This window comes from Bordetella genomosp. 12, from assembly GCF_002261355.1.
Classification (GTDB): Bacteria; Pseudomonadota; Gammaproteobacteria; order Burkholderiales; family Burkholderiaceae_B; genus Bordetella.
In genome coordinates this window covers 762509-779726 of sequence record NZ_NEVU01000002.1, presented here as the reverse complement: position 1 = coordinate 779726, position 17218 = coordinate 762509, and the positions used below count along the sequence as shown (strand labels likewise).

The window sequence follows — 17218 nt, the reverse complement described above, 5'->3', positions numbered from 1 at the left end:
CTATAAATATATTTATAGATCGGTGGATAATTTCGTGCAATCAGTATTTCTATGCATAGACCATGAAAGTCAGTGAACGCATACGCCAGTCCGTGGAGAACGACATCCGCCATGGCGTGCTGCTGCCCGGCGATCCCATCGACGAGCAGCAGCTGGCCACCCGCTACCAGGCTTCGCGCACGCCCGTGCGCGAAGCCCTGCTGCAGCTCAAAGTGCAAGGCATGCTCGAGAGCCAGCCGCGCAACGGCATGGTGGTCGCCCGGCTGGACGTGCAGGAATTACTGGCCATCTGGGAGCTGATGGCCGAAATGGAGGGGGTCTGCACCCGCATGGCCTGTCAGCGCATGAGCGCCGAAGAACGCGCAGAACTCGCGCGCGTGCACCGCGCCGCCGCCCCCATTGCCGAGGCCGACGACAGCCAGGCCTGGCGCGAAGCCAATCACGACTTCCATGAGATCCTCTACCGGGGTTGCCGCAATCCCTATCTGCGCGAACAACTGGTCGGCCTGCGCGCACGCACCGGCGCCTATCTGCGTCACGCGTTCACCGCCGTGGGCCGCGTACGCGCCTCGTATGAGCAGCACGGTGAACTCGTCGAAGCCATCCTCGCCAACGACCCCGATCGCGCGCACCGCATGATGATGCGGCACATCAGTCTGGCTCAGGGGGCCAAAGGCCTGGCCGACTTCCTCATCAACCTGCCGCGCTCCATGGTCAAAACCTGAGTGCACGGCGCCGCCCGGCCCTGGCGCTGCGCGGTATCATTGGGCATCCCTGCCGGCCCCGCCCGGCACTAGCTGCCCCGCCCGGCGGCATGCGCGCCGCGCTGCGCGCCCGCAACGCCCCGGGCCACGAGAATCCCATAAAGGAAGAAGTACGGGAGCACAGAGACCGAAAATGTCAGACGCCTGAAGGGGCGGGAAGCTGAGAATGCACCGCTGTGCAAGTTGCTGGTCTTCAAGGGACAGAATTCACGTCCAGAGCACTGGATTTATGGCCGCGGGAGAACAAAGCTTTGCTGGACTTCATTCAACCGGGAAAATCCAAAGATAACGGCCTTTGCGAGTCGTTTAACGGTCGGCTACGCGATACGTGTCTGGATGCGAATGACTTCAACTCTTGAGCATAAGAAGGCAATCATTGAAGCATGGCGTGCTGATTATAATGACGGCAGGCCCCTTGGTTTATTCCACATGCTGACCCCGAGTAAATACGTCCCGGCACAGAAGACCAACCTCTCCGACACGACCGAATTCTAGTTTTCAACTGCTGCACAACGGCGAGACGTCATCTGCAGGGCGGGTATCAGTCCGAGCGCTGGGTTCATGGCCTGGCTGGGGCCAAATCGAGAGATGATGGGAGGGGCGGCGGGCACGCGGAGGTGAAGCCGTATACTCACTCGGGTCGATGCTTCTCAAAACAGAATTGAAGCTGCGCACAAGCAATGTGTACCAAAAATATATTTCATGATGGAGTGAGAGGAGAGACAATGAAATACGAATACCACATGATCCAGGTTCCTCCTAACATCAGCGTTGAAGCGCGAAAACACAAAGGAAACGAAGCCGCAGCGTACCTTCAGAGCGTTGTTAACACTCACGCAAGGAATGGGTGGGAGTTCCATCGAATAGACAGCATCGGTGTGCAGACCACTGCCGGCTGCATTGCAGCTCTCTTCGGAAAAAAGACCGAGTTCAGCCAGTACCACGTGATTTCTTTCCGGCGTGAAGTTCAAGACTGATCCCGACTATGTCACAGGTGCCATAGTTGGGACATATAGGCGCTTCGCCCCGGCCCGACTCAAAGGCTCTTGTCGGTTCGAGCCAACTTGCTCGGAGTATTGTCTTTTAGCCGTGTCAAAATATGGTTTCTGGCAAGGCTGGCGCTTAACTCTTTCACGGCTCCTTAGGTGTAGGCCACCAGCCGGAGGGGTAGACCTACCGTAGCCACTGGTGTGCAAGCGCAAGCGTACCCTTCCTACTATCTTCCCATAAAAAACAAAAGCCCCGAGAACGAGACTTCTTTCTTTCGGTTCAAGCAGGCCTAATCAAGGAAGCCTATCGATTTCTCTATGAGTCCCCAAGCGCCTCAAAATTGCCTCAGTTCCGTCCATTTCAAATGTAATCTGCCAAGACTTATTCGAAAGCACATCAATCTTGAGAATTCTCGGATGGAAGCAACCTGTTATGGAGTGCAGTCTCAACTTGCTTGGTTGTGGGTATTTGATCAGATTTCTAAGAGCCTCTCCCACGGCCTTCTGAATTTCGGGGGGAGCCCGTTTGAAATCCTTTTCAAAAGTCTCTTTTCTAGAAAGAAACTCGATTACTACGGCCGCCAAAACTCAACGCCCAAGAGAACTGAGAAAATCCTCTATATCGGACACCGGGACCGGAGAACTGCCAGCTGCAATATCCGCATCATTCTCCATCACAGCCCATTTTAAGTCGTGCATGTGACTGAATGCCTCTTTGACTGAAGCGATTGCTTTATCGAAAGACTCAACCACGCCGTCATCAGGCCTAAGTTGAAGATCATTAATTGCCGCGCTACGTTTCCGCTCCAAAAACCGACAGAGCTCCCCAATAGTATCCAACGCCTCATCAAAAGCAATTTGCACCGACCCGGAATCATCATCCAATTTTTTACGAGAAGCTAAGTCGCGATCGCATAGAGATTCGGCCACGTCGCCAGAATTCTTTGCGATGGAACTGAATGTATTGGAAAGAACCTCGTTGCCAGCGACCGTATCCTCAATCGCGCGCAGCAGCGACAATGAGCGCGCGCTAACATTGCGGGCGTCCTCAACAATGAACGAGACTAAGCTGGTAGTGTAAGTAATGGATCGCATGATTCACCTCAAGCCGGACGCGATCAAACCTCGCGACACGCGAAGCAAGGCAAAAATTAGCCGAAAATGATAACCGCCTTACACAGTTATCCACAGGCAGATGCTCGAACTTCGAAAGATCTGGCGGGAGCCCGCCGGGCCAGTTCGTCCCGGACAGTGTATCCGATTTCGCAGCAGCGAGGAGCAACTCTACGATCCCAGGACGAACTGAAGCCTGCGTCAAAGGTAAGACCTGCATTCTCAGCCTTAGTTTCCCAGAGACTCGCGGTGCGCGAACGAACCTGTGAATTAATTGCCATGCCACCTCTACGGTCCCCTAGGCTGATCTGCCACGAAGTCGACCTATCCTGCTGCAAACCCAATTCCGATCCCCAAGTGCTCTCCTAGCTGGAGTGCCGCAGCAGCGTGCCTTCGGCATCGAAGTGCAATTGGACCAACCTACAACGCGACTCGGCACTGCCAATGAACGCGCCGACACATGGGATGCACCTCGCAGGGCGCGCCTCGGCCTCGACATACGAGTCCATCAACACACTACCTCCATCTGCATTGCGGGCCTGCGTTGTTGGCTGACCTAGGCTATCCCTCATCATGATCTACTGCTTGCTCAAGAGCAGCAATCTTGAGCAGATCAAGGTCGGGGACGCCACCAGATTTACTGTCAAGAGTGTCCAGGCCCTGATTGAGCGCGGGAAACGCAACAGGGCCGCATGACCGGGTATCATCGGCCCCATCGATAGCGGGAATGCTCACCACGCCCGAGGTGAGTAGCCACAGGGATTTTTCGAGATCTACCAGCTTGGAAACCCGCACAAAATAAAGATCTACAAATTCTATGAAAATAGCCACCTGCAAGCCCGATCCGGGTGGCCCGCCGTTTCCCACCATGCACACGATCCCCCGCCAGCCCGCATAAACGCGGGCTGTTTTGTTTCCCGGCGTTGCATGTAGTACTTTGCTGGCGACAGTTCAATGAGTAGCCAGGTGAGTAGCCAGAGCGTCTAGCTACTCATTTCAGAGGGGATTCGGGTGGCAAAACGGGAAAAGCATCTGCTGGACGACATCCAGCTTAGGCGTTGGGTCAGCGCGGGCGAGAAGCTGGCGCGCAGTGATGGCGATGGCCTGACCTTTACCCTGTCAGCGGCCGGAACCGCGACATGGGTGCTGCGCTATCGCCAGGGCGGTCCGCAAAAAGAAGTCACGATCGGGAATTACCCCGACATTTCCCTGGCGGCCGCGCGCAAGGCGGCACGGGATTTCAGGGCGGCAATCGACCGCGGCGCCGACCCTGCGTTGGAGAAGCAACGGACCAAAGCCCGGGCAACCAAAGTATCGAACGTTCGGACGCTGGTCGAGGACTTCCGCGCCAAGAAGCTTTCGGGCTTGGCCGCCGACACCATCACCTACCGGAATTGGGATCTGGACAAGGTGATCCTGCCCAAGCTTGGCGTCATTCCAGTGGACCAGGTTCAACCTTCCGACGTCGTGCACATGCTCACGTCCGCGAAACGTACCTGGACCATCAGCAAGCGCATCCTGACCACGGCCAAGCAGCTATTCGCCCACGCCTGCGGCCTGCGCCTGATCGACACCAACCCGGCCGCCGGCGTGGATCTGGTGTCCCTCATGGGACCGCGCCCACCGATCAAGCGCCGCGTGATGCTGACCGAGGCGGAGCTGCGCGGCCTGCTCGCCAGCATCGAGGATATCGGCACCGAGAACGCCCTGGCGCTGCGCATCCTGCTGGCCACCTGCGTCCGATCGGTGGAGCTGGCCAAGGCGCGATGGGAGTATGTCGACCTTGAGCGCGGTACCTGGTGGGTGCCAGAAGAACACGTCAAGGTCCGCCGCGGCTTCACCGTGCCACTCACGCCGACCGTGGCCGGCTGGTTCCGGCAACTGCAGGCCCTGGCCGGCACGTCGGAATGGGTGCTGCCGGCCAGGCACGAGCGCCGCCGGCGCAACCAGGGCGGCGACACGCATGTAGGCGAAACCACCCTATGGGCAGCCATCCGGCGCGCCTTCGACCGCGGCGACCTGGACATCCGCCGGTTCACCCCGCACGACACACGCAGCACCGCCAAGGGCCACATGCGCAACCTGGGCGTGAGCAATGAGATTTCGGAGCTGGCGCTGAATCACAAGCTCAAGGGGATGGAGGCGATCTATGACGTGCGGGACGACATCCCCGAGCGCCGGGCCGCGCTGGAACTGTGGGCGGCCTACCTGGAAAGCTGCGCCAGCGGCAAGGATTGGAACGTTACGCCGCTGCGCGCCGCGTCCTGAACGGAGAGAGCATGGAAGACAACGGCATCCTAGAGCAAGTGAGCGGCCCCTATGTTGGCGAGGCCATGAAGACGCTGCCGCCTGCGGCGACCGCCGAGGACCGGGACTACGACGCCGTAGTCGACGCCGGCCACCTGGGCGCGGTGCGCATCACCTTCCGCAAGCAGAAGGCCAAGCGCGGCAAGTTCAGCCACTGGTTCTGGGTGGCAAAGCGGGCGGAGCGGGTCTAGGGCGCTATGCCCAGCCCCCGGATGTAGCCCTGGAGGCCGTTCACCTGGTCAGCCCATCGAGCAGCATCTTTTCCCAGCTGCTCATATTGGCCGACACACGACCCAATAACTCCGATCCAGTCGGGGCCGGTTGCATCAGGTCCGCTGCCGGCTCCGGCAGCCTCGGACCGCCGCTGGGCAAGCTGCCGCAGCAGCCCGTCAATACGGCCACGCTGAGCAGCAACAGTTTTTTCAGCAGTCTGGCGGGCCAGCACGGCGCCGCGGTATTGGGCATCAGCACGGTCTTTCTCCTCCTGCATGGCGCGCTCGAGCCGCGCCTGTCTTTCAAGGGTTGCGGCTCGCTCGGCTGCCACGCCGGCGTCGTACTGGCGCCCACCATGCCAGTAAAACGCAAGCAGCCCCAGGGCGAGCACGACAGCGCCGATTAGATACGGCCAGATCGCGCGCGGGATCATGCTCGCCCCTTCCAGTCACGAGGAATCTGGAAGTGCGGGCCGTCTTTCAGGGTCCGCCAATCACCACCCCATTCCAGCGGCACGCGCAGCTCTTCGGCGCAGGCCTTCATGGTGTCGGCCAGGCCTCGGAATGCCGCCCAGTCGCTCCACGGAATCGCCCCGCCCACCAGAGGCGCGAGGTCGACCGCGTGCCCCCAGCCGTCAGCCTGCTTCAGGTGGAAGCTGTTCTGGGTCTGGCTGGCGCCCTTGGCCACCAGCTCGCGCTGCCGCTCCGGCGTGCGCACCCCTTCGACCACCATGAAGCGCGACTCATAGCGGCGCGCAGCGAGCTCCACCACGGCGACCAGATCCGGGTGTACGCCGGCCAGGCGGGCGCGGTCTCGGTCGCTCAACTCGAATCCCCTCATTTGGTGTCCCCCCCGAGCTTGAAGGAGATCAAGCGACGCGCGGCCAGTTCCAGGACCTGTTCCCCGAGGATTCCCAGGCCGGCACCCGCACCCACGACGACCGGCAACGGTGCGTCTGGGAAGGGGATATAGATAAGCGCCGCGACCGTTGCAACGGCACTCCCGAGGATCGTGCGGCCAACGATGACTCGCCACGACAAATGCTCCTGGCTTGTCAGCGCCCGGCCGATAGCGATGAGCGCGCCCATACCTGCCAACCACGCGAATGTCTTTTCCCAGTCGTTCACTTATTGCCCCTCCGGTTTCGGAAACTCGGCCTTTACCGCAGCCACATGATCCAGCCAGTCGTGGACTGATTGCTCGACCGGCGGCAGCATCCCGGCCGCGCGTAGGGCCAGCGCAATTTTGGCGACCTGGTCCATTTGGTCATTGAGGGCCGGGTACTCTCGTATTCGCTGATCGCGGTAATCAGGTTCTTCTGGCTGTTGCGATTCGGCAAGCGCATGTTCTGGGCTCTGGCCCGGCCGCGTGCAGATAATCATCGGCTGACCATCCTGCATCACTTCGTACTGGTTCTCGCCGACGGGCTTGAATTCAAGATTGCTCATTTGTTCACCGCTCCCATGATTTTCAGCGTCACGGCACGGGAGGCGCCGGCGCGATTCTCGACATAAAAGAAGCCGTTGGAAGATACCGACATGGTCACGTCACCGTCGACGCCGGTCGTGCCGGTCAGCACTGTGTTTTGCAAGATCGTGATGCCGGCGCCGTAGGCCTGCGAAATGCTTCCGCCACCGGCGCCAGCACGCGCGCGCACCTTTCCGGTCAAGGCGGTGGAGCTACCAGACACGTACTCGACGGATACCGTCGCGTCGCCCAGGTCAATCGAATAGACCGCGTCATCCGCAATGGTGACCAGCCGGGAATAGACGGCGCCCTGCTGCCAGGTGCCGAAAGGGTTGGTGTCGGTCGTGACCGTGCCGCCCTGGCGCGCTACGTCGGCGCCCACGTTCCCAGCGACCCGGCCGCCGGTGATCTGGATCAGCGCCTGGCTGTCGGAGCGTGCGCCGTTCGTGCCGTTCTTGGTGCTGTGCCCACTCTGGGCAAAGATGCGGCCGCCCTCCTGTGCGAACAGGCCCGCAGCCGCGTTGCCGGTGGACGCGCCGTTGCCGAACTTCACCGTCCCGTGCGAGCAGACCATGCCGCTTTGCCCGGCGCGCGATCCAGTCAGCCAGCCCTGCGTGATTTCCACGTCGTGGCAACCGTCAACCGTAAGCGCATGCTGCGCGCTGCCCGCCACCAGCATCCGAGAGAAGCGGCCTCCGGCGCCGTTCTGCTGGTTGATGCCGTTACCGCCGGACTTGATGATGTAGCCGTCTGCACACTGGATGCCGGATCGATTCACGCCCAGCACACCGTGCGAACCGTTGCCCCACAAGAACACCGAATCACCGTAGATGGCCGAGCCGACATCCTGGCGCACACCCTGCAGTCGGTTGCCACAGACGCGCGCCTCGCTGACCCGCCCATACCCTCCAGACGAAAGGATGCCGATGTCGCGGTTGTGCGAAATCACCGCCTGGCGCAGATACCAACTGGCTCCGTCGATGGCCTCGACCCCTGCATTCAAGTTGTTGCAGATGTGCGTCTTCCAACCGAAGAGCACGCAGCCGGCGGACATGAAGGCACCGTAGCCCCACTCCAGAACGGCTGAGTTCTCCCCAAGGTATACGGCGGAATTCCCCTGGTTATAGGCTTGGCCGACCCCATTCATGGCCAGCCCAGCGGCGGACTCACTGAGCCCAGACCCGACCAGCGCGACATTCCGCAATTCCCGCAGAATCGCGCCACGCTCAAACAACAAACCCGGGCCAGTACCTCGTTGCTTCAGGACAGTCCTGATGACGCTAACAGGCGCGCCACCGACGACACCGTTTACCGGCGGACGAACCTGGCAGCGGTTCCGCACGGTCACGTTGAACCCGTCCACCGACGTAATCTCGAAGCTGCCCTCATGCAGGACTGAACCCCGGACAATCGTGTACGGTGTGCCCGGGGCAAAGTTCTCCGCCACCACCAGGGTCAGGCCGGTCCCGGACTCGATAGAACCGATCTCTGCCATGATGCCGTCGGCCAAGATGAAGTCCCCCGGGTTTGCCGCACCCGTGAATGACGTCCCGGACCCAGTTACTGCCGTGACGCGACCGGACGTGCTGATCGTGCCTGCTGCCGGGAGCGTGTAGTACCACCACTGGTAGCCTGAAACGTCTTTGTCCAGCGCTTGGTTGATGGTGAACGTCTTGGCCGGGGAAGGGTCGATGCCCGTGACGACCCGAGTCTGCCCTTGTATATGAACCAGATCACCCACCGCCAAGTTCGCGTCCTGCGTGCCGATGGACAACGTGCACGTCGTCCCACTGGTCGTGATCGTACCCATCCGGTTGTTGCCCACCGCCAACTCACCGTCATAGCGACGTCGCGGGCTCCCGCCTTGGAAATAGGTGATGCCGCCCGGCATGTCCCGGATCTGAAGGACTTGCCCGACCTGGGCCTGATCCGTGCTGAGCTGGAGCACGACACTCCATGCTCCAGGTGCTCCAGACACACCCACCACCGACTCCAAAGTCGCAGCGATCGGGGCCGCGCCAGTGATGACCACATTCTCGTTCTGGCCAATCGTAGCCAGGGCCCCGGCCGAGTTCACCTCTACTACCCCGGCCGGCAACCGAAGTTCCAACAGCCCCCGCGCTGCGATCACATTGAGCTTGGCCAGAATCGACGCCACGCGCTCCGCGGAGATGTCGATGGCACCAGTCGAGGCAGGAATCTCCACTCGCTCGGGCAAGAGCAGAGCGTCGGCCAGCGCGGCATCCGAAGCGCCAACCTTGTCACCCAGCCAGACCTCATACCGTCCACGATCCAACAGACTCATGGGTTGGGAGTTGGTACCAGCCTGCAAGAACCCCACCATCGAAGATCCTGGCCCATCCGCCAGCTCGGCGCGATTCACGCCTTGAAAAACCTGCCATAAGCCGGCGGCCAAATCGACCGAGAAATCTTCGGATGAGGTGTGCGCTTCAAGCGTTACATACGCAATGCCGGCGACAGTCACGACATCCTTGCGCTGATAAGCCGTCAAAGGCGCCCACGCGCCGCGATCCACAAAGGACGTCATGTTGTAAATCGCGAGGTCCGCGTGATCGCGCGTCTGAGCCAAGATGTAGCCCGCCTCCCCCTCGAAATCTGCCACCAGCTTGGCGTAGTTCGGCTTGAGCCCCCCGATCCGGCTCTGGACGAGAGCCGGGATGACATCATTTACATATCGCTCCAAGTCCGTGGCGTCACGTTGCGCGTTCGCCAGCTGCTGAATCGTGATCGGCGTGTTAGCGGCCATTGTCATTTCCCAAATAAAAAGCCCCGCTAAGCAGGGCCCATGTCGGCATGTGTCTCTTTACGAGTAAAAGTCGCGGTCGTTCTGGTAGTACCGATCGTCGTAATTGATCGCCGTAAGCGGAATAGTCCCGTCGTCATTGGGCGCCCCCTTCTCGGTCACCAGGAAGGGCTTTGCCTTGCGCGCATTGGCTGCGTTGACGATGATGTACGTCGTTGTGTTGTAGGCCTGACCACGCGGGATCACGGGCGTGCGCGGGGCACGAGCCAGTAGGGCCCAACGAGGACCGCCGCCATCGCTCACCGATATTGCATCCACCAGGCCATCGCTGCCCTGCAAGAAGATCGTGTAAGGCCCAGGCCCCCAGGTGAATGGCTGGGACAACTGGATGAGCCGCCCGTCGCCCTCCACCACACTCAGCACGTCCCCGTCCCACGACTCGCCCCGGGTGTTATCGGCAACCAAGATCCGCTCCGAGAGCGTCAGGAGATTGGCCTCCGGCAGTGCATCGAAAGCCGTCGTCTCATCCTGAAACCGCAGCTTGTTCCAGGCCCGCCAGGCCTGAAGGTATGCATGCTCGATACTTCGCACACCAACCGACTCGATCACCTTTGCATTGACGGCGGAACGATCCTCGGGTAGGTAGATGTAGGCCATCGCATCAGTGTCGGGGTCTATCCACTGGTACTCGATCCCGTCATAGCGCTCTTCCGAGACGATCTGGTCCGTCCTGTTTTCACTGCCGGGCAACTTGTTCCGGTGATTGAACAGGAGCGCGGAATCATCCGTCTGGCGCTCGAAGAAAAGCCGGATCACGCTGCCTCGACGATACGCCTTGCAGAAGATCGTCTCAGCGACCATGGAGACTATTTCTTCGAACGAGAGGTTGTCCTTGTCGATCGTGTAGTTGAACTGGGCAACATCGACGCCAAAGTAATCTCGGATATCCTCCGCGGTCTGGTAGAAGTTATCGAAATCCACCTCCGAGGGTGACCGGTTGCCGATCTTCGGATCCAGACAGATAGCCGATAGGATATCCGCCACATTTGTCGTCGGGTACAAGGTGGTCGAAAACGACCCGTCTGCCTCGCGCCTGGGCAGCTTGCGCGTCACCAGCATGTTGAGCTTGCGCTCCTTCACTGCCAGGGCCCCATCGGTGGCCATGGTGACAGCGTGCACGGTCGTCACATTGCCGAAATGTGAAGCGGCAACCGACGCGCAGGCATATAGGTCTCGCCACTTCACCTCATCCACCACCGAGCCCTCGAATGTCGTGTCGCTCGCGCTCACCCGCCGGGCTCGAATCCGCAGCTTGCGCGAAGGAGTGGCAAGCATGACGTCCATGGTCAGCGCGCGCGTGGCGCGCGTACTTGCCGATCCAACGACCGTTCCCGACCAGCTTTGCACCGGCCCGACCTCATCGCCGGCGGCATTTAGCGGCACCGCTTCGATAACCACAGATACGTTGGTTCGGTACTGTTGACGCCCGCTGTCCTTGTAGAGGCCGTTGAGCGCGACCAGATTGGCGATCAGCCGCGTGATGGGCTTCACGCTCTCCACCGTGAACCAGCCCACCCAGCGCTCGCCGGTCGTCGTTATGACCGGGTAGAGGGTCTTGGAAACCCCGCCGCAATCATCCGCAAGTACCTGCCACTGCGGGTTGACCACGACCGCATTGTTGAGCGTCAGGATGCTGGAGGTCACGGTGTTGACCGTATAGGTGCCCGAGAGATCGAACTGCACCTGGTCGGACGGTCGCGTAAGAGTAGGCCCGCCTCCAGCCCCGTCCGACGCCCCGCCGATCAAGGCCCAGGCAGTCGAGTTGGCCGAGACATCCAGGTACAGAATCGTGCGATCCTCCAGCGAGGAATACCCGACGCCGGTAATGGGGTAGGTCCCGTTGATGTTCGTAGATCCGATCCCGCCCGCCGCATCCCAGGTGACCGTACCGTTCGACACCGTGACGAACTGCCCCACAGCCCAGTTCGCCCTGTGATCCCCCGAGAACCTGATACTGCCGCTCGTGGAGCCCTCCAAGACGATCAACGCGCCAGGCGGAATCGTGATCGTGTAGGTATAGGCGCCAGCGTATTGGGCCGCGCCTGAGATAGCCACCACATCGCCAGGGACGAAGAACTCCGAAAAATCGACATCCTCGTCCTGCGAGGTGATCACATTCGGCGACGAGAACACCATGCCTCGGCGCACCACTTGGCCCACGTCCTGCGGCTGAAGCACCTGGCCATTGACACTATTGCAGCGCTTCACGTTCAGGACGGGCAAGCCGATGGGATTGCCTATGCGCAGCTGGGGGGCAGCCCCACTATTGGGCGAAGTATTGGGCCCGAAGACCTCCACGGACATGCCGGGGATCTCGGAAGCCAGCGTCGTGTCGTCACGCACGTCCTGAATATCGTAGGCACCACGGCCCACGCACATATACGCCACTTCCTTTTCGACGTGGTTCTCGAATACCTTGTAGGGCGCCGCAAGGAGATCCGGGGTAGACCGCACCTTCCCATAGACGTCTGGAATCCGGCCATTAACCCGCGCCCGGTTGGTGCGCTCCGACAGCCCGTTGTTGGGGCTTTCCTGCTGGACGTTGCGCTGCGTGGCGGTGGGCGGATCCTGGGCGAAGATCGACGACAGGATGATGCTGGCCGTCGACACTGCCAGCGCAGTGAGGACCGCCCCGAGAGAGATGAACTCGCGGGGAAAAACCTCGACCAGCAGCGGGCCTGTTGCCTGCTGCAGCTGAAGCACCGCTTCAGGCGTGCGCGGAGTGACGATCGCCCCGGACGAAAGATCCATGATGCGGCCGCCGGCCGGGAATCTCGGCCCGAACTGCTCCACCAGGAAAGCAAGGACGTCATCAACGTCAAATTCCTCGCGTCGCTCGTCAGGCGCTCGATACAGGTACACCCGTGTCATACCCAAAACCTCATGTTTCTGTAGAGCACCGCCACGGCGTCGAGCGGTAGGAACTGCGGCCCGATTTCGTTGATGTGCAGGAGCCGCCGGCGCCAGCACACGCCGATATGCGCCTCGCCTGACAGCGTCTCCATCAGGACCACAGACGGCTCGGCAGTAGGCCCGGGAACGCGCCGATAGCGCCTGAAGACGGCCGCCATGCCACCGGCGCGGAAGTCCTCCTCCCGGACCGACCGCAAGGCCGCATCACCCGTCAGCCGCTCCCACACTTCCGCGGCGAAGTGAAGGCAGTTGTATGCCTTCCGGTCGTACTGGCGCTCCAGCAGGTCGTCAATCACAGCAGCCCCAGCAGTCCCTCGAACCGGTCCGTGCTGTATTGCTCGCCGGTCTTGCTGACGTTGAGCTCCGGCGCGAGGGCATTGAACTGCGCTCCCTCCCGCGTGCGCCCGATCTCCCTCGCCTCCAAGGTGATAGGGCCGTACATTGGGTGGTCCAGGTCGTCGGAGCGGTAGATTCGGTACACAACTCGGGGCGGCGAGGCGCGCAAGGTCCCAGCTTCCCGCGCGCGCTGGATCTCATCCGGGAGGATGTCGCCGGTGTCGCCCAGGGTGACGGATAGCCCAAAATCTAGATTCCCGCGTTCCTCCAGCGGCCGCAGGCGCATCGGCAGGTAGATCCAATCGACCTCCTGGCCGGACTCCAGTTTGGTCGTCAGGCCCTTGCGGTAGTGGCATTGCAGCCTCCACACTTGCGAAAAGCTGGGCTGCGAGATTTCCAAGGTGTGGATCTCCGCGACACCGCTGTCGCCGGCAAGGAAGAAGTCCAAATAGCGGCTGTCGACGTCAGGCATGGGGCCAATCCTTGTTCACCAGCTGCTCCAGGCGATTCATCATGTCCTGGATGGCCACGAAAGAGCCGTAGTACGGCAGGAGTTCATACGCCGTTGCGTAGGGGTCTGTGTCGGCGTCCTCATACTTGGCCAGCGCAAACACCTCGAGCCTGGCGCTCACAAGGAACACCGGCCCGTTCTTCGACGTCAACTGAATCGAGCCCGGGACGAAGCAGGCGTCATAGTCCTCGGCTATGCTCCCATCGAGCGGCAGAGCAACCTTGAAGGGCTGCCCCCCGCTACGCTTCCAAAGGCGAACGAAGCCCATAAAGGCGTCATAGTCGGCGTCGAAGAGCGCCCAGGTCGCGTCCACCTGGTGCGAGTTATCACTCACGCCGGTTCGATAACGACCGGAGCCACCATCCAATTGGATGCGCTGTGTGCTGTCCCCCGGCTGCGCTGAGTAGCCGGCCTCTACCGGGCTGAAGGGCATGCGCGGCATCATCGCTTTCGCTCCACGTTGAAACTGCTCTGCATAGCCCGAGACGAGCGGGAATTCGACTTCGACAGCTCGCCCGAGACCATGCGCGGGCCTTCGCGGTAAATCTGGTCCCGCGAGATCAGAATGACCTCGTCACGGGTCAGACCGACCTCATAGTCCTGGGGTGTGCCATAGTTCTGGACGGTGATCTTGGGCGCCGATGGCGCCGCGGCAGCCATCAGCGGCTGGGTGTAGGCCCGCTGACCAGCAGACAGGCGCATCGCTTCAACGACAGCCACGCCGCCCGACCGGGCAATGTCGTCCTGGCTCCAGACGATTTCGCCAGCATGGACAACGCCCCGAGGGGTGTCTTTGGCGCCGGGACCGGTATAGCCTCCGCCGGCCAACGACAGAGGCAGGCCGGCATTGACTCCTTGCGTCGCACTGGCCACTTGCCCAGCTGTTGGTGCTCCGCCGAACCCCGAGAAGACCCCGCTAAGAACAGACCCAAGCACACTTGCCAACGGCCCCGTTATCCCCTGGCGGATTGAAATGCGAGCGATGTCGGCCAGAATGCTCTTGATAAGGCTGGAGAAACTCAGCTTTCCGCTAGTGACAAATTGGGTTAGCGCGTCCTCCATGCCCTGGAACGCATTGTTGAAGGCTCCGCGGGTCGCGCTGGCGACGTTGCCAGCCATCTCAAAGTAGTCGTTCAGACCGCCGATGGCCCCGTTACGCCACTCCGCTTCCAGTGCGGAGACTTTGCTGTAATAGTCGGCCTGCAACGCCAGACGATCGTCCAAGCTCTGCTTGAGCACCTGTACACGGTCCGCATAGCCTTGAGGAGACAACTCTCCGGCGGCTTGCTGCTCGGCCGCACGCTGTACCTGTCGCTGGAAGTCGCGGTAGATCTGCTGTTGGGCAAGCAATTGCTCGCGTACCCGCGGGCTGGCCGTGTACCCGCTTAGCAGGTCGTTGTACCGTTGCTGATCTGCGATCAGCGTCTCCTGCGCCGACCGCTCCAGCACCTTCAGCTGAACGACCTCTTTCTGGAGGGTGATCTGATCAGCAAGACCAGAATTGAGCTCCAACTGCTGGCGGATGGCCGTCTCGTTGGCCAGGACGCTTTTCTCGTCGGCCGTGAGTTGGTCCTTGGCCTTCAGGTCAGCAATGCGCTGCTCGAACTTGACGAGCTCCTGGCGCGCCGTGGTGATCTTCGCCGCGCTTTCCAGCTGGGCGCGCAATGCAGCCTCCTGCTGGCGCGCCTGCTCCAGCTCGCGTACCCCCGCGGCAACCGTGCCGGCGCCACCCTTCGGCCCTGCGAACTGCTTCTGGATCTGCGCCACGCGCTCAAGATGCAGTTTCAGAGCATTTTTGTACTCGTCGCTGTTTTCCTTAAATTCGGCTGTTGCCTTCTTGAATGCCGCGTTCTCTGCCTTGATCGCGGAATCCAAGGATGTCCCTTTGCGGGAATCCATGTAGGCATCCAGGTCTCGTTGTGCCTGGATGGCGCGCGCCACCACGCCGGCTTCGTCTGCCCGAGATTTTGCCGCTGCCTTCTGCCACTTGTCCAACTCCTCGAGGCCGGCAACTTCACCGCGCAGCTGCTTGATGCGGTCGTCATCGAGGAACGTCCGAAAGCGCGACGTCTCCAGTGACTCCAAGTTTTTCCGCGCCTGGGAAAGCTTCTGCTCGAGCGAGCTTTCGCGGCCGACCGCCAGCATGGCGTCCCAAGCGCCCTTCGCTGCGCCGGTTACCGAATTCCAGGCTCGCTCCAGTGTGCCGATGTTCTCGACGACCTGAACGCTGCGCTCCTCCATCGCTTGCGCGTAGGTATTCAGCGCCACCCGAGCGGCATCCTGGGTCCGACCCTCTTCCTCGAGCGCCTTCACCTGGTCGTATACCGCCAGTGTCAGGAAGTGGTAGCGTTCGTTCAGCTTGGTCAAGGCTTCGGCCGGCGCATCGGCGATGCGCTCGTAGTCCTTGATCATGTCGTCGACACTGCGGCCGGTGGCGGCCTCGCTCAGCACCGCAGCGCGACCCAGGCCCTCAATCGCGTCGCCCGCGATCTTCCCGGTGTCGACCAGCTTGGTAAGGGCGGCGGCCGCGTTCCCTGTCGTCCCCTGGACGTCGCCGATCCGCTTTGCCATGGCGGCAAGCTGGCTGTCCGTCACGCCGGCCGCATTGCCGGTCATCGTGATCGCGGCGTTGAAGCGTCGGCCTTCCTCCGCCCCTTGCTGGTACGCCACCGCCAAGGCGACCACCCCAGCCGCCGCTGCGGTGAACGGCGTGACCAGGCCGGCCACATACCCGGCGACCGCCTTGATAGCCGGCCCAATACCGCCGAACAGGTCCTTCAGCTGGCCGCCCTGCTGCATGAGCACGTAGAACGGCGATTGCCCCGTAGACAGGCCGACCGCGATGTCGGTCATCTGCATAGGCAGCGAGCGCATAGCCATGCGCAGCTCGCCCGCCGACATCGCTGCCGCTGCCGCCTGCGCCTGGGTCGTCTTGGCTGCCTGGCCCATCGCGCCCAAGCCGGCGGCAGCGGCCTTGCCAGCCGTGCCTACATCGAGCGCGGCCTGCTCGGCCTTCGCGCCAGAGGTGGCCAGCTTGTCGAGGTCGGACGACGCACTTTTGGCCTGGGTACTGTCGACGCGCAGTACGAGGGAGGCGACTTCATCAGCCATAAGGCACCGTTCCGCCCCGCAGGGCTATTTCTTGTTCATCATCCGCAGGGCTGCGGCTTCCATCACGCGCACGCTGTCGAATACGTCGACCTCGTCGGATGGCGGCACACCCAGCATCCTCATCACGCTCGAGAGCGCGCTGTAATCGAGCCCGGTAGGGCCGCCGTAGCCTATGCGCCACTGCGTCCCCATGGCCTCGAATACGACCTTTGGCGTCACGTTCTCGGGCCAGAGCTCGATCACCGCGACGGGGAAGTCATCTGCCCTGAGCCCGAACTCGGCCAAACTGGCCGTGTCCGGTTCGAGCCGATACATCTCCTCCGCCGCGGCGATCAGTTTTTTCGCCGGGCCTGCATCAGCTCCAAGACGTATGCCTGCACCAGGGCCGGCACCGCGCCCTGGTAGTTCTGGATCAAAAGCTGGATCGCCTCGTCGCAAAACTCCATGTCCGGGCCTTCCCAGCCTGCGATCATCTCGCGCACCAGGGCGACGTCCTGGTCGGGATTCGATTCGCCCGCGCGCTTCGTAAAGTCGGCCAGCTCTTCGCGGGATTTGTGCTTGAACGTGACGCGGATCTTGGCCGGCTCCTCGCCGTGCCGGGGGATTTCCACCGGCACGGCGAAGGTCGGGGCGGGCTGCAACTTGAAAATGACCTTGCTCATCCCGACCC

The 17218-nt window shown here is 61.5% G+C and carries 19 protein-coding genes and 1 pseudogene; 7 read left to right on the top strand and 13 right to left on the bottom strand.

Going from position 1 to position 17218, the window contains the following annotated elements; genetic code table 11:
• The first annotated feature begins 62 nt into the window (after positions 1-62).
• The 4 genes from CAL22_RS09125 to yidD all read left to right on the top strand — a co-directional run bounded on the left by CAL22_RS09125 (position 63) and on the right by yidD (position 1946).
• Positions 63-725 carry a GntR family transcriptional regulator gene (locus tag CAL22_RS09125; RefSeq protein WP_094812400.1) on the top strand — a complete coding sequence of 221 codons (663 nt, stop codon included), beginning with the start codon at positions 63-65 and terminating at the stop codon, positions 723-725.
• Between the two features lie 215 nt (positions 726-940).
• Positions 941-1123, top strand: coding sequence for an integrase core domain-containing protein (locus CAL22_RS21480; RefSeq protein ID WP_094812398.1), 183 nt, complete (start codon positions 941-943; stop codon positions 1121-1123).
• Between the two features lie 366 nt (positions 1124-1489).
• The gene (locus CAL22_RS09115; RefSeq protein ID WP_094812396.1) at positions 1490-1741 is read left to right on the top strand and encodes a DUF4177 domain-containing protein; all 252 of its coding nucleotides are present in this window, start codon (positions 1490-1492) and stop codon (positions 1739-1741) included.
• Positions 1725-1946: a membrane protein insertion efficiency factor YidD gene (gene yidD, locus CAL22_RS09110; RefSeq protein WP_208621940.1), complete on the top strand. Its 222-nt coding sequence runs from the start codon at positions 1725-1727 to the stop codon at positions 1944-1946. Before CAL22_RS09115 ends, yidD begins: the two co-directional genes overlap by 17 nt.
• Before the next feature lie 395 nt (positions 1947-2341).
• On the opposite strand, the gene CAL22_RS09105 is transcribed toward yidD, so the two are convergent.
• Both CAL22_RS09105 and CAL22_RS21005 read right to left on the bottom strand, forming a co-directional pair.
• Positions 2342-2848: a hypothetical protein gene (locus CAL22_RS09105; protein WP_094812394.1), complete on the bottom strand. Its 507-nt coding sequence runs from the start codon at positions 2846-2848 to the stop codon at positions 2342-2344.
• A 579-nt stretch (positions 2849-3427) separates the two neighbouring features.
• The gene (locus tag CAL22_RS21005; protein ID WP_143276956.1) at positions 3428-3736 is read right to left on the bottom strand and encodes a hypothetical protein; all 309 of its coding nucleotides are present in this window, start codon (positions 3734-3736) and stop codon (positions 3428-3430) included.
• 141 nt (positions 3737-3877) lie between these two features.
• Between CAL22_RS21005 and CAL22_RS09100 the strand changes: the two genes are divergently transcribed.
• The 3 genes from CAL22_RS09100 (at position 3878) to CAL22_RS21130 (ending at position 5792) form a co-directional block, all read left to right on the top strand.
• Positions 3878-5134, top strand: coding sequence for a tyrosine-type recombinase/integrase (locus tag CAL22_RS09100; protein WP_094812392.1), 1257 nt, complete (start codon positions 3878-3880; stop codon positions 5132-5134).
• 11 nt (positions 5135-5145) lie between these two features.
• A complete protein-coding gene (locus CAL22_RS09095) occupies positions 5146-5364 on the top strand; it encodes a hypothetical protein (RefSeq protein WP_094812390.1) in 219 nt (72 codons plus the stop codon).
• An 86-nt stretch (positions 5365-5450) separates the two neighbouring features.
• Positions 5451-5792, top strand: coding sequence for a hypothetical protein (locus CAL22_RS21130; protein WP_167383582.1), 342 nt, complete (start codon positions 5451-5453; stop codon positions 5790-5792).
• A 23-nt stretch (positions 5793-5815) separates the two neighbouring features.
• Here CAL22_RS21130 and CAL22_RS09085 read toward each other — a convergent pair whose 3' ends face one another.
• The 11 genes and pseudogenes from CAL22_RS09085 to CAL22_RS09035 all read right to left on the bottom strand — a co-directional run bounded on the left by CAL22_RS09085 (position 5816) and on the right by CAL22_RS09035 (position 17210).
• Positions 5816-6226 (bottom strand): M15 family metallopeptidase, encoded by a 411-nt coding sequence (locus CAL22_RS09085; RefSeq protein WP_094812386.1) that lies wholly within the window; start codon positions 6224-6226, stop codon positions 5816-5818.
• On the bottom strand, positions 6223-6513 hold the full coding sequence (locus CAL22_RS09080) for a holin (protein WP_094812384.1): 291 nt from the start codon (positions 6511-6513) through the stop codon (positions 6223-6225). The genes CAL22_RS09085 and CAL22_RS09080 overlap by 4 nt, the downstream gene beginning before the upstream one ends.
• A complete protein-coding gene (locus tag CAL22_RS09075; protein ID WP_094812382.1) occupies positions 6514-6834 on the bottom strand; it encodes a hypothetical protein in 321 nt (106 codons plus the stop codon).
• On the bottom strand, positions 6831-9620 hold the full coding sequence (locus CAL22_RS09070; RefSeq protein ID WP_094812380.1) for a hypothetical protein: 2790 nt from the start codon (positions 9618-9620) through the stop codon (positions 6831-6833). Before CAL22_RS09070 ends, CAL22_RS09075 begins: the two co-directional genes overlap by 4 nt.
• Positions 9621-9677: 57 nt before the next feature.
• Positions 9678-12548: a host specificity factor TipJ family phage tail protein gene (locus CAL22_RS09065; protein WP_094812378.1), complete on the bottom strand. Its 2871-nt coding sequence runs from the start codon at positions 12546-12548 to the stop codon at positions 9678-9680.
• Positions 12545-12886: a hypothetical protein gene (locus tag CAL22_RS09060; protein WP_094812376.1), complete on the bottom strand. Its 342-nt coding sequence runs from the start codon at positions 12884-12886 to the stop codon at positions 12545-12547. Before CAL22_RS09060 ends, CAL22_RS09065 begins: the two co-directional genes overlap by 4 nt.
• Positions 12883-13398, bottom strand: coding sequence for a DUF1833 family protein (locus CAL22_RS09055; protein ID WP_094812374.1), 516 nt, complete (start codon positions 13396-13398; stop codon positions 12883-12885). The genes CAL22_RS09060 and CAL22_RS09055 overlap by 4 nt, the downstream gene beginning before the upstream one ends.
• Positions 13391-13771: a hypothetical protein gene (locus tag CAL22_RS09050; RefSeq protein WP_143276955.1), complete on the bottom strand. Its 381-nt coding sequence runs from the start codon at positions 13769-13771 to the stop codon at positions 13391-13393. The genes CAL22_RS09055 and CAL22_RS09050 overlap by 8 nt, the downstream gene beginning before the upstream one ends.
• A 317-nt stretch (positions 13772-14088) precedes the next feature.
• Positions 14089-16548: pseudogene (locus tag CAL22_RS09045) on the bottom strand (phage tail tape measure protein); the annotation flags it as partial.
• Positions 16549-16572: 24 nt separating this feature from the next.
• Entirely contained in the window at positions 16573-16863 is a 291-nt protein-coding gene (locus CAL22_RS09040) for a DUF1799 domain-containing protein (RefSeq protein ID WP_032954949.1), read from the bottom strand.
• A 17-nt stretch (positions 16864-16880) separates the two neighbouring features.
• Complete coding sequence (locus tag CAL22_RS09035) at positions 16881-17210, bottom strand: phage tail assembly chaperone (protein ID WP_094812369.1); 330 nt, start codon at positions 17208-17210, stop codon at positions 16881-16883.
• Positions 17211-17218 lie beyond the last annotated feature (8 nt).

Excerpts from the sequence above, each read along its gene's own strand:
- CAL22_RS09095 (WP_094812390.1), top strand. The coding sequence starts at position 5,146 with ATGGAAGACAACGGCATCCTAGAGCAAGTGAGCGGCCCCTATGTTGGC.
- CAL22_RS09105 (WP_094812394.1), bottom strand. The coding sequence starts at position 2,848 with ATGCGATCCATTACTTACACTACCAGCTTAGTCTCGTTCATTGTTGAG.
- CAL22_RS09065 (WP_094812378.1), bottom strand. The coding sequence starts at position 12,548 with ATGACACGGGTGTACCTGTATCGAGCGCCTGACGAGCGACGCGAGGAA.
- CAL22_RS09040 (WP_032954949.1), bottom strand. The coding sequence starts at position 16,863 with ATGTATCGGCTCGAACCGGACACGGCCAGTTTGGCCGAGTTCGGGCTC.
- CAL22_RS09115 (WP_094812396.1), top strand. The coding sequence starts at position 1,490 with ATGAAATACGAATACCACATGATCCAGGTTCCTCCTAACATCAGCGTT.
- CAL22_RS09125 (WP_094812400.1), top strand. The coding sequence starts at position 63 with ATGAAAGTCAGTGAACGCATACGCCAGTCCGTGGAGAACGACATCCGC.
- CAL22_RS09055 (WP_094812374.1), bottom strand. The coding sequence starts at position 13,398 with ATGCCTGACGTCGACAGCCGCTATTTGGACTTCTTCCTTGCCGGCGAC.
- CAL22_RS09075 (WP_094812382.1), bottom strand. The coding sequence starts at position 6,834 with ATGAGCAATCTTGAATTCAAGCCCGTCGGCGAGAACCAGTACGAAGTG.
- CAL22_RS09035 (WP_094812369.1), bottom strand. The coding sequence starts at position 17,210 with ATGAGCAAGGTCATTTTCAAGTTGCAGCCCGCCCCGACCTTCGCCGTG.
- CAL22_RS21005 (WP_143276956.1), bottom strand. The coding sequence starts at position 3,736 with ATGGTGGGAAACGGCGGGCCACCCGGATCGGGCTTGCAGGTGGCTATT.
- CAL22_RS09085 (WP_094812386.1), bottom strand. The coding sequence starts at position 6,226 with ATGAGGGGATTCGAGTTGAGCGACCGAGACCGCGCCCGCCTGGCCGGC.
- CAL22_RS09070 (WP_094812380.1), bottom strand. The coding sequence starts at position 9,620 with ATGGCCGCTAACACGCCGATCACGATTCAGCAGCTGGCGAACGCGCAA.